Below are 10,969 nucleotides of genomic sequence, written 5' to 3'. Positions count from 1 at the left end.
CCGGGGCGCGCGGGGCCTGCCCCGGCGCGCGCTGCGGCCCGGGCCGCCCGCGGGGCCGGCCCCGCCGCTACCAGGTGATTACGGATCGCCGGCGTCGATCAATGCGTCGGTGGCGAACCGCGGCGGCTGCCGTGCGCGGGTGCGCTGTTCGTAGGCGTAGGCCATCTCGATCAGTTTCGGCTCGCTCCAGGCGGTGCCCATGAACAGCAGGCCGGCGGGCAGGCCGTCGATCTGGCCCATCGGCACGCTCAGGCTGGGGTAGCCAGCCACGGCGGCGGCGCTGTAGCTCTCGCCGGGGAAATCATCGCCGCTGCTGCGCAACGGCCAGGCAATGCCGGTGGTCGGGGCGACCAGGCCATCGAGCTGGTGCGCGGCCAGCACCGCATCAATGCCCTCAGGGCCTGCCAGACGGCGCGCATCGCTGCGCGCATGGATGTAGACGGGGTCGGCCAGGCCGGCGGTGGCGTCGGCCTCCTGCAGCAGCTGCTGGCCGAACAGCCCCAGTTCCTGCTTCGCATGGGCCTGGTTGAAGGCGATCAGCGCGGCCAGGCTGCGCAGCGGCGCCTTGTAGGTAACCAGATAGCGCTCCAGCCCCGCCTTGAACTCGTACAGCAGCACGGTGCGCTCGGCCTCTTCCCAGGCGCCCTGGTTCGGCATCGCCACCGGCACCACCACGGCGCCGGCACGGCGCAGCTCGGCCACGGCCTGGTCCATCAGCGGCGACATGCCGCGGTACTTCAGCAGCGGTGTCTGCAGCAGGCCCAGGCGTTTGCCGCGCAGGCCCTGCGGATCCAGTCGCGCGGTGTAGTCGTAGACCGCCCGGCCGGGCATGGTCGCCGTGGCCGGGTCGGCGGCATCGCGGCCGGCGATGGCGGTCAGCACGGCGGCCGCATCGGCCACGCTGCGGGTCATCGGCCCGGCGGTGTCCTGGCTGAAGGAGATCGGGATGATGCCCTCGCGGCTGACCAGGCCGACGGTGGGCTTGAGCCCGACCACGCCGTTGATCGCTGCCGGGCAGACGATGCTGCCGTCGGTCTCGGTGCCAATCGCCACGCTGGCCAGGTTGGCGGACACGGCTACCGCGCTGCCGCTGCTGGAGCCGCACGGCGAATGGCTCAGGCGATACGGGTTGCGGGTCTGGCCGCCGCGCGCGCTCCAGCCGGAGATCGAGTCATTGCCGCGGAAGTTGGCCCATTCGCTGAGGTTGGTCTTGCCCAGCACCACCGCGCCGGCCTCGCGCAGGCGCCGCACCAGGTAGGCATCGCCGGGCTTGAAGCCCTGCAGCGCCAGCGAGCCGGCCGTGGTGGCCATGGGGGCCGCGTTGATGTTGTCCTTCAGCAGCACCGGGATGCCGTGCAGCGGGCCGCGCAGGCGGCCTGCACGGCGCTCGCGGTCACGTTCGGTCGCTTCCTTCAGGGCATCGGGGTTGAGTTCCAGCACCGCGTGCAGGCGTGGCCCGGTGCGGTCCAGGGCGGCGATGCGCTTGAGGTAGGCGGCGGTGAGGGTGGCGCTGTCCAGCTCACCGCTGACCATCCGCGCCTGCAGATCGGCCACGTCGGTTTCGGCGTAGGGGAACGGCACGTTGCTGCTGTTGGGCGCGGCGGCGTGCGCGGCCGGTGTCGCCGGACTGCAGCCCACGGCAAACAGCGCGGGCAGGGCCGCGGCCAGGCAGGTCAGCAGGAAAGGCAGGAACGGGCGCATCGGACGGCTGGGTCGGCTCCAATCGTCAGTGTAGCGGCTGCTCAGTGGCGGCGCTTGCGCAGGTCGCGGGCGAGCACGTAGACGACGATCAGGTTGATCGCCAGCACGCTCCAGGACGCCCAGCCGGGGTGGCGCAGCACCGCGTAGATATCGAAGGGCAGATAGATGGAGGCGGTCAGGCAGCCGAGCCAGGAGGCCCACGCCCTGGCCTTCCACAGGCCCCAGGCTTCGACAAGGTGCAGCAGGCCGTAGCCGATCATCGCCGCCGCGGCCAGGTGCACCGCGTCGGGACTGATCATGTTCAACAGCGAGGGCAGGGTGCCGTGATCCGGGTCCAGGCTGAAACGCCGGATCAGGGCATTGACCCCATCGCGAAGCGGCTGCGGACCGAGCATTTCCAGCCCGGTCGCAGCCAACAGCGCCAGCATCGCCTTGCTCGCTTCGAGCAGGGCGATGACGTGGAGACCCGGATGCCGGTTCGGATCCGGGTTGTTGCCGTTCTGGCTCACGGGTCAGGCTCAGCCGCCGCGCGAAGCCTTCTTGCGGTCGCTTTCGGTCAGGAACTTCTTGCGCAGGCGGATCTCCTTCGGGGTGATCTCGACCAGCTCGTCGTCCTCGATGAAGTCCAGGGCCTGTTCCAGCGAGTACTTGATCGCCGGGGTCAGCTGGATCGCATCGTCCTTGCCCGAAGCGCGCATGTTGGTCAGCGGCTTGGTCTTGATCGCGTTGACGGTCAGGTCGTTGTCCTTGGAGTGGATGCCGACCAGCTGACCTTCATACACGTTGTCGCCTTCAGCGGCGAACAGCTTGCCGCGTTCCTGCAGCGGGCCAAGCGAGTAGGCCGGCGTGGTGCCCGGCGCATTGGCGATCATCACGCCGTTGATGCGCTTGGCGATGGCGCCCTGTTCCTTCGGACCGTAGTGGTCGAACACGTGGAACAGCAGGCCCGAACCCTGGGTCAGGGTCTTGAACTCGTTCTGGAAACCGATCAGGCCACGGGCCGGGATCGAGTATTCCAGGCGCACGCGGCCCTTGCCGTCAGGCTCCATGTTCTTCAGCTGGCCCTTGCGGGTGCCCAGCTTTTCCATCACGCCGCCCTGGTGGATTTCTTCGATGTCCACCACCAGCTGTTCGATCGGCTCCATCATCTGGCCGTCGATTTCCTTGATGATGACTTCCGGGCGCGACACGGCCAGCTCGTAGCCTTCGCGACGCATGTTCTCGATCAACACCGACAGGTGCAGTTCGCCACGGCCGGAGACCAGGAACTTGTCGGCGTCTTCCAGCTGTTCGACCTTCAGGGCCACGTTGTGGACCTTTTCACGGTCCAGGCGGTCCTTGATCTGGCGGCTGGTCAGGAACTTGCCACCGGACAGGTCCTTGTTGCCGGCGAACGGCGAGTTGTTGACCTGGAAGGTCATCGAGATGGTCGGCTCGTCGACGGTCAGTGCCGGCAGCGCTTCCGGGGTATCCGGGTGGCACAGGGTGTCGGAGATGGTCAGCTCCGGAATACCGGAGATCGCGACGATGTCACCGGCTTCGGCGGTGTCCTGCTCGATGCGCTCCAGGCCCAGGAAGCCCAGCACCTGCGCGACCTTGCCGTTGCGCTTCTTGCCTTCACGGTCGATGACCGCGACCTGCATGTTCTTCTTCAGGGTGCCGCGCTGGATGCGGCCGATGCCGATGACGCCCACGAAGTTGTTGTAGTCCAGCTGGCTGATGCGCATCTGGAAGGCGCCTTCCGGATCGACTTCCGGCTTCGGCGCGTGCTGCATGATCGCTTCGTACAGCGGGGTCATGTCGCCGTCGCGCACGGTGTCTTCCAGGCCGGCGTAGCCGTTCAGGGCCGAGGCGTAGACGATCGGGAAGTCGAGCTGCTCGTTGGTGGCGCCGAGCTTGTCGAACAGGTCGAAGACCTGATCGATCACCCACTCCGGACGCGAGCCCGGACGATCAACCTTGTTGACCACGACGATCGGCTTGAAGCCCATCGCGAAGGCCTTCTGGGTGACGAAGCGGGTCTGCGGCATCGGGCCGTCCATCGCGTCGACGAGGATCAGCACGGTGTCGACCATCGACAGCACGCGCTCCACTTCGCCGCCGAAGTCGGCATGCCCCGGGGTGTCGACGATGTTGATCCGGTTCTTGATGCCGGTCTTCTTGTCTTCCCAGGTGATGGCGGTGTTCTTGGCCAGGATGGTGATGCCGCGTTCCTTTTCCTGGTCGTTGCTGTCCATCACGCGCTCGGCGAGGACGGTGCGCTCGGACAGGGTGCCGGACTGCTTCAGCAGCTGGTCGACCAGGGTGGTCTTGCCATGGTCGACGTGAGCGACGATGGCGATGTTGCGAAGGTTTTCGATGGACATACGAAAGGGGGCCAGTCGGCGCCGGATTTGGAAAAAGAAGTCCAACATTATACGTCGAAGTTGACGATTGGCGAAAACCTTCTTTTCGGACGCGGCCGGATGCCCATTCAGGCGCATGGCGGGACTGCCTGAACGGTGCCCCCGGGCCGGTCGGGCCGGCCCCGTTGGCCCATGGTCGGAGGCGCCGCTGCCACGAGCCGGGTGTAAACTAGGTGGCTAGACGCATTCCCATCTGCAGCAAGGATCTCCATGTCCCTCATCGCCACTTTCGACACCACCCAGGGCCCGATCAAGGTCGAGCTGTTCGCCGACAAGGCGCCGCTGACGGTTGCCAACTTCGTCAACCTGGTCAAGCAGGGCTTCTATGACGGCCTGATCTTCCACCGTGTCATCGCCGACTTCATGATCCAGGGCGGCTGCCCGCAGGGTCGTGGCACCGGTGGCCCGGGCTACAAGTTCGAGGACGAGAAGAATGGCGTGAAGCACGAGGTCGGCTCGCTGTCGATGGCCAACGCCGGCCCGAACACCAACGGCAGCCAGTTCTTCATCACCCACATCAAGACCGACTGGCTGGACGGCCGCCACACCGTCTTTGGCAAGGTCCTGGAAGGCCAGGCCATCGTCGATTCGGTCAAGCAGGGCGACGTGATCCATTCGATCACCCTGGAAGGCGACGTCGACGCCGCGCTGGCCGCACAGGCCGACCGCGTCGCCGAGTGGAACAAGATCCTCGCCGCCTGATTCCCCTTCGAAACGGCCACCCCTCGGTGGCCGTTTCCCTGTTCCCCGCCGCCCGCCAGGCCTGCGTGCCGCGCCCGCGGCGTTCCATCCAACGCTTGCAAGCAAGAGGAAACCCCCATGAAAGCACCCGTTCGTGTTGCCGTGACCGGCGCTGCCGGCCAAATCGGTTACGCCCTGCTGTTCCGCATCGCCTCCGGCGAAATGCTGGGCAAGGACCAGCCGGTCATCCTGCAGCTGCTGGAACTGCCGGTCGACAAGGCCCAGGCCGCCCTGAAGGGCGTGATGATGGAGCTGGAAGACTGCGCCTTCCCGCTGCTGGCCGGCATGGTCGGCACCGACGACGCCGAAGTGGCCTTCAAGGACGCCGACATCGCCCTGCTGGTCGGCGCGCGTCCGCGCGGCCCGGGCATGGAGCGCAAGGACCTGCTGCTGGAAAACGCCAAGATCTTCACCGCCCAGGGCGCGGCGCTGAACAAGGTCGCCAGCCGTGACGTGAAGGTGCTGGTGGTCGGCAACCCGGCCAACACCAATGCCTACATCGCCATGAAGTCGGCGCCGGACCTGAAGCCGGAAAACTTCACCGCCATGCTGCGCCTGGACCACAACCGCGCGCTGAGCCAGCTGTCGGCCAAGCTCGGCAAGCCGGTCGGTGGCATGGAGAAGCTGGTCGTGTGGGGCAACCACAGCCCGACCATGTACCCGGACTACCGTTTCGCCACCGCCGATGGTGCTTCCATCGCCGATGCGATCAACGACCAGGAATGGAATGCCAACACCTTCATCCCGACCGTCGGCAAGCGCGGCGCGGCGATCATCGAAGCCCGCGGCTCGTCCTCGGCGGCTTCGGCCGCCAACGCTGCCATCGACCACGTGCGTGACTGGGTGCTGGGCAGCAACGGCAAGTGGGTCACCATGGGCGTGCCGTCCGACGGTTCCTACGGCATTCCGGAAGGCGTGATCTTCGGCTTCGCCGTGACCACCGAGAACGGCAAGTACACCCTGGTCAAGGATCTGCCGATCGACGACTTCAGCCAGAAGTACATCGACAAGACCCTGGCCGAGCTGGAAGAAGAGCGCTCCGGCGTCGCCCACCTGCTGGGCTGATACCGGCGTTGACCGGTAGGTACCGACCGTTGGTCGGTACGCAGGAACGGGGGGGCTTCGGCTTCCCCGTTTCTGTTTGAGGACCAGAAAACCTGATGATCCACCTGCATTACATCGATGACGCGCTGCTGGTGGCCGAGAAGCCGGCCGGCCTGCTGTCCGTGCCCGGCCGCAGCGCAGAGAACCAGGATTGCGTGGTGGCGCGTCTGCAGGCGCTGTACCTGGATGCGCTGACCGTGCACCGCCTGGACCAGGTGACCTCGGGCCTGCTGCTGCATGCACGCGGCAAGGCGATTCAGGCGGCGCTGTCGATGCAGTTCGAGCAGCGCCAGGTGAGCAAGCGCTACGAGGCGGTGGTGCAGGGGCTGCTGGACGCCGACGCCGGTGAGGTGGACCTGCCGTTGATCGTGGACTGGCCGAACCGGCCGAAGCAGATGGTGGACTACCAACGTGGCAAGCCGGCGTTGACGCGCTGGCAGGTGCTGGCGCGGGATGCGCAGGCGCAGCGCACGCGGGTGGCGCTGGAGCCGGTGACGGGGCGCAGCCATCAGCTGCGGCTGCACATGGCCAGTCTTGGCCATCCGATCGTGGGGGATGTGTTGTATGACGCCGCGCCGGCGCAGCGGGTGCATCTGCATGCATGCGCGCTGGCGTTCACGCATCCGGTGACGGGTGCGGCGCTGGCGTTCGAGTCAGCGGCTCCTTTCTAGGTGGTTCGGCAGGGCTGCGCCCTGCACCTGCTTCAAGCCACGGCAACGGCAACGTCAAAATCCAGAGCGGCATTCCGTGGAATGGCGAGTCACTTCACCATGGGGGCTTGGTCGCCGCATCCATGCGGCTCACACCCCGCAAACCCACAGTGCCCCGCCTTCGACAGGTTCACGCGGCTGTTGGAACCTGCTGTTGGTGGGGGCCGACCGTTGGTCGGCAGGACTTTTCTGTCAGATATCGAAATTCTTCTGGGGTCAGAGCCCGTTGCGTAGCAACGGGATCCGACCCCGTGCCGACCAACGGTCGGCACCCACCATCAGCAGCGGGAAACTGTCGAAGGCGGGGTGGGTCCGGTTGAGGGGGCGTGAGCCGCATGGATGCGGCGACCGAGCCTACATGGACGTATTTACGGCGTCCCCCTCAACCGGACCCACCCCGCCATCCCACGGATAGCCAGCTTTTGACGTTGACGTTGACGTTGATTCGGCAGGTGCAGGGCGGCAGCCCTGCAGAACACACCCCACCCCCTACCAAGGTAGGGCGGCCCGCATGCCAGCGCCGGACTATCCTCGATTGCATGACTTTGTCTGGGAGGGCTGCGTCATGAACTACGAGGAAACCTACCGCCGCTCGATCGACGAGCCGGAGGCCTTCTGGGGCGAGGAAGCCAAGCGCATCTACTGGCATGTACCGCCGAAGCAGGTGCTGGACTACAGCAACCCGCCGTTCCGCCGCTGGTATGTCGGCGGCGAAACCAACCTCTGCTACAACGCCGTCGACCGCCACCTCGTCGATCGCGCCGATCAGCTCGCGCTGGTCGCGGTCTCCACCGAAACCAACGTCACCCGCGAAATCACCTATCGCCAGCTGTACCGCGAAGTTAATGACTTCGCTGCGGTGCTGCAGCGCCTCGGTGTCGGCCACGGCGATCGCGTGGTCATCTACATGCCCAACATGGCCGAAGCCGTGTTCGCCATGCTGGCCTGCGCGCGCATCGGTGCCGTGCACTCGGTGGTGTTCGGTGGCTTCGCCGCGCACAACCTGGCGCTGCGCATCGACGATGCCAAGCCGAAGCTGCTGATCGCCGCCGATGCCGGCATGCGCGGTGGCAAGGTCATTCCGTACAAGGCCATGGTCGACGCGGCCTGTGCCGAAGCGGCCATCCCGCCGCCGCACGTGCTGATCGTCTCGCGCGGGCTGGATCCGGCCGAGCCGCGCGTGCAGGGACGCGATGTCGAGTACGCCGAGCTGCGTGAGCAGGTGGGCGAGGTGGACGTGCCGGTGAAATGGCTCGAATCCAGCGAACCCAGCTACCTGCTCTACACCTCCGGCACCACCGGCAAACCCAAGGGCGTGCAGCGCGATGTCGGCGGCTACGCGGTGGCGATGGCGCAGTCGATGCAGACCGTGTTCGACTGCCAGCCTGGCCAGGTGATGTTCTCCACCTCGGACGTGGGCTGGGCCGTCGGCCATTCCTACAACGTGTACGGGCCGTTGATCGGCGGCTGCACCTCGCTGCTGTACGAAGGCCTGCCGACCAACCCGGACCCGGGCATCTGGTGGGCGCTGTGCGAGCAGTACAACGTGCGCACGATGTTCTCCTCGCCCACGGCCATCCGCGTGCTGAAGAAGCACGATGCCGACTTCATCCACCGCCACGACCTGGATGCACTGAAGTACCTGTTCCTGGCCGGCGAGCCGCTGGATGAGCCCACCGCGCACTGGATCAGCGAGGCGCTGGGCAAGCCGATCATCGACAACTACTGGCAGACCGAAACCGGTTGGCCGGCGCTGACCCTGCTGCCGGGGCTGGACATGAAGCCGGTGCGCTTCGGTTCGCCGGGCTTCCCCAATCTCGGCTATCGCATGAAGGTGATCGACGAGAACACCGGCGAGGAAGTCGCCGCCGGGCAGAAGGGCGTACTGGTTGTCACGCCGCCGCTGCCACCGGGTTGCATGAGTACGGTGTGGAACGACGATGCGCGCTTCATGCAGAGCTACTTCAGCCACTTCAAGGAACTGCTGTACAGCTCGCTGGATTGGGCCATCCGCGATGACGACGGCTACACCTTCATCCTTGGCCGCACCGACGATGTGATCAACGTGGCCGGCCATCGCCTGGGCACGCGCGAGATCGAGGAGGCCATTTCCGGCCACCCGCGCGTGGCCGAGGCGGCGGTGATCGGGGTCAAGGACGAACTGAAGGGGCAGGTGCCGCTGGTGTTCGTCACCCTCAAGCAGGGGTTGAACGGCGAGGATCCGGCACCGGTGGTGGCCGAGATGATGGCGGCGGTGACCGCCTCGCTCGGTGCGGTGGCGCGGCCGGCGCATGTGCACGTGGTCAACGCGTTGCCCAAGACCCGCTCGGGCAAGCTGCTGCGGCGTTCGCTGCAGGCGCTGGCCGAACAGCGCGACCCGGGCGACCTGTCGACCTTGGATGACCCCGGGGCGCTGGAAGAGATCCGCCGCGCGCTGGGCCGGTAAACCGCTTCTGTAGAGCCGAGCCCGCGCTCGGCTGTGTTTGCCTGGTGGAGAAAAGCCGTCAGGCATGGCCTGGCGCTACCCATCCGCCAGACATGCGCTAAGCTCGGCCTGTCATCGATCTGCAACAGGGCCTGCGCTTCGGGGAAGCTGCGCAGGCTCCGACGATGGCGAGCAAGGGGGCGCGTCCGTCCGGGCGCGCAGATGAAACGCATCAAGGATCGGGGGGATGCATGGCACTGCTGCACGCCAAGACGGCCGCTGGCCGGCAGGAAATCGAAGACCGTGGCCGCCGCCTGCCGGCGGGACTGCGTTCGATCCTGTTGATGGTCGATGGCCGGCGCGATGACAACGAACTGCGCGGTCTGCTTGAAGGCTTGCGCGCACCGCAGGATGCATTGCAGCAACTGGCGGCGCTGGAACTGATCGAGGTGGTTGGCGGTTCGGTCGAGCCGGTGGCCGCGCGCGGCCTCAGCAGCGGTCGCGAGCAGGACCCGGCGCTGTACCAGCAGCTGTACGACGCGATGAGCGACGCGGTCCGTCGCCATCTGGGCCTGAAGGGCTATTTCATGCAGCTGAAGATCGAGCGCTGCAAGGACGCGTTGTCGCTGGAGCGGCTGTGCCCGGAGCTTCAGGACGCCGTGGCGAAGGCGCGCAGTCCTGCGCTTGCCCAGCGCTGGTGGCAGGAAACCCAGGCGCTGCTGTCGCCGGCCACCGGCGAGGTCGTGCAGGCCTGACGCGGCGGGTAAAGTGGGCGGTGGATTCCACTGCCCCCGAGGAGACCTGCGTGCAGGACGAACACGACACCACCGACACGCCCGGTTGGGACGCCATCAACGCCACGCTGGCACCGCTGTATGCCGGCCAGGAGCCGCGCCATTACGGCACCGCGTTGCCGTACACGCTGGGTGGCCAGGACCCGCTGGACGGCATCAGCGTGTACTGGGCCGACGCGCCGCTGCCGCACTGGCACTACGTCACCTACGGCTTTTCCGAACTGTATGCCAAGGAAAGCAGCGATGCCGACGCCAGTGGCTATGGCTTCGAGCTGACCTTCCGGCTGGCGGCAGTGCCCAGCGAGGACGCCACCAGCACGCCGCCGGTGTGGCCGCTGAACCTGCTGCAGAACCTGGCGCGCTATGTGTTTGGCAGCGGCAATGTGTTCGAAGATGGCCACCATCTCAATGCCAACGGACCGATCGCGCTGGAGACCGATACCCGCCTGTGCCATCTGGCCTTCATCGCCGACCCGCAGCTACCGGCGCGTGACACCGCCAACGGCCACCTGCAGTTCCTGCAACTGGTCGGCCTGGCCGACGAGGAGATGGAAGCGGTCAAGCGCTGGTCGACCCGCGACGTCCTGCTGGCCCTGCAGCCGGCGATGCCGCTGTGGATCACCGACCTGCACCGCGGCAACCTGCTGGATGACCCGGCGCTGGCGGCACAGGTGCGCGAGGGCAGTGAACGCGAAGGTTCCAGCACCGGCATGCTGTTCATCGAGACGCTGCAGTGGCGGCAGGAAGCGGGCGTGACCACGCTGGTGCTGGGCGCCGGCCAGGTGTCGAGCGTGAGCGAGCTGCTGGGCCTGCGCCTGCGCCATGGCAAGCCGCTGGAGCTGGTCAGCCGTGAGCGTCAGTGGACGTTCGTGCCTGCCGCTGGCGAGCCTGCAAATGATGTTGGAAGCGACAGCGCGCGCTGGGCCCTGGATGAGGCCGGGCTGCAGGCGATGGCGGCGGTGCCCGCCGAACGTGGGCTGTACCCGGTGGCGGAGGCGCTGCGCATTGAAGTGGTGCCGACCCAGCTGCGCGACGGCAAGGGCGAGATCATCCGCGAGATCGGCTGAACGCGACAGATGCGTAGAGTCG

General features: G+C 66.8%; 9 protein-coding genes. 6 read left to right on the top strand and 3 right to left on the bottom strand.

Annotation, left to right across the window (positions count from 1 at the left end; all coding sequences use genetic code 11):
* Positions 1-78: 78 nt before the first annotated feature.
* From FJU31_RS02155 to typA, 3 genes are read right to left on the bottom strand one after another with little or no spacing between them, the layout of a single operon-like run.
* The gene (locus tag FJU31_RS02155; protein ID WP_150453310.1) at positions 79-1,701 is read right to left on the bottom strand and encodes an amidase; all 1,623 of its coding nucleotides are present in this window, start codon (positions 1,699-1,701) and stop codon (positions 79-81) included.
* Positions 1,702-1,742: 41 nt separating this feature from the next.
* Positions 1,743-2,210 carry a DUF2127 domain-containing protein gene (locus FJU31_RS02150; protein ID WP_150453309.1) on the bottom strand — a complete coding sequence of 156 codons (468 nt, stop codon included), beginning with the start codon at positions 2,208-2,210 and terminating at the stop codon, positions 1,743-1,745.
* 9 nt (positions 2,211-2,219) lie between these two features.
* Complete coding sequence (gene typA, locus FJU31_RS02145; protein ID WP_049456418.1) at positions 2,220-4,067, bottom strand: translational GTPase TypA; 1,848 nt, start codon at positions 4,065-4,067, stop codon at positions 2,220-2,222.
* 249 nt (positions 4,068-4,316) lie between these two features.
* Here typA and FJU31_RS02140 point away from each other — a divergent pair, with 249 nt between their 5' ends.
* The 6 genes from FJU31_RS02140 (at position 4,317) to FJU31_RS02115 (ending at position 10,947) form a co-directional block, all read left to right on the top strand.
* On the top strand, positions 4,317-4,808 hold the full coding sequence (locus FJU31_RS02140) for a peptidylprolyl isomerase (RefSeq protein WP_079220769.1): 492 nt from the start codon (positions 4,317-4,319) through the stop codon (positions 4,806-4,808).
* Positions 4,809-4,925: 117 nt separating this feature from the next.
* The gene (locus FJU31_RS02135; RefSeq protein WP_136639360.1) at positions 4,926-5,912 is read left to right on the top strand and encodes a malate dehydrogenase; all 987 of its coding nucleotides are present in this window, start codon (positions 4,926-4,928) and stop codon (positions 5,910-5,912) included.
* Positions 5,913-6,007: 95 nt separating this feature from the next.
* Positions 6,008-6,622, top strand: coding sequence for an RluA family pseudouridine synthase (locus FJU31_RS02130; protein ID WP_150453308.1), 615 nt, complete (start codon positions 6,008-6,010; stop codon positions 6,620-6,622).
* Between the two features lie 604 nt (positions 6,623-7,226).
* Positions 7,227-9,107: a propionate--CoA ligase gene (prpE, locus tag FJU31_RS02125; RefSeq protein WP_150453307.1), complete on the top strand. Its 1,881-nt coding sequence runs from the start codon at positions 7,227-7,229 to the stop codon at positions 9,105-9,107.
* 230 nt (positions 9,108-9,337) lie between these two features.
* Complete coding sequence (locus FJU31_RS02120) at positions 9,338-9,841, top strand: hypothetical protein (protein ID WP_150453306.1); 504 nt, start codon at positions 9,338-9,340, stop codon at positions 9,839-9,841.
* Between the two features lie 50 nt (positions 9,842-9,891).
* A complete protein-coding gene (locus FJU31_RS02115; protein WP_150453462.1) occupies positions 9,892-10,947 on the top strand; it encodes a suppressor of fused domain protein in 1,056 nt (351 codons plus the stop codon).
* The last annotated feature ends 22 nt before the right edge of the window (positions 10,948-10,969 follow it).

It is taken from the genome of Stenotrophomonas cyclobalanopsidis (assembly GCF_008710035.1).
Taxonomy (GTDB): domain Bacteria; phylum Pseudomonadota; class Gammaproteobacteria; order Xanthomonadales; family Xanthomonadaceae; genus Stenotrophomonas; species Stenotrophomonas cyclobalanopsidis.
Note: the sequence above shows the minus strand (reverse complement) of the source record. Positions and strands in the feature narration are given on the sequence as shown.

Coding starts and splice junctions, on each gene's coding strand:
- typA (WP_049456418.1), bottom strand. CDS start 4,067: ATGTCCATCGAAAACCTTCGCAACATCGCCATCGTCGCTCACGTCGAC.
- prpE (WP_150453307.1), top strand. CDS start 7,227: ATGAACTACGAGGAAACCTACCGCCGCTCGATCGACGAGCCGGAGGCC.
- FJU31_RS02130 (WP_150453308.1), top strand. CDS start 6,008: ATGATCCACCTGCATTACATCGATGACGCGCTGCTGGTGGCCGAGAAG.
- FJU31_RS02140 (WP_079220769.1), top strand. CDS start 4,317: ATGTCCCTCATCGCCACTTTCGACACCACCCAGGGCCCGATCAAGGTC.
- FJU31_RS02135 (WP_136639360.1), top strand. CDS start 4,926: ATGAAAGCACCCGTTCGTGTTGCCGTGACCGGCGCTGCCGGCCAAATC.
- FJU31_RS02120 (WP_150453306.1), top strand. CDS start 9,338: ATGGCACTGCTGCACGCCAAGACGGCCGCTGGCCGGCAGGAAATCGAA.
- FJU31_RS02155 (WP_150453310.1), bottom strand. CDS start 1,701: ATGCGCCCGTTCCTGCCTTTCCTGCTGACCTGCCTGGCCGCGGCCCTG.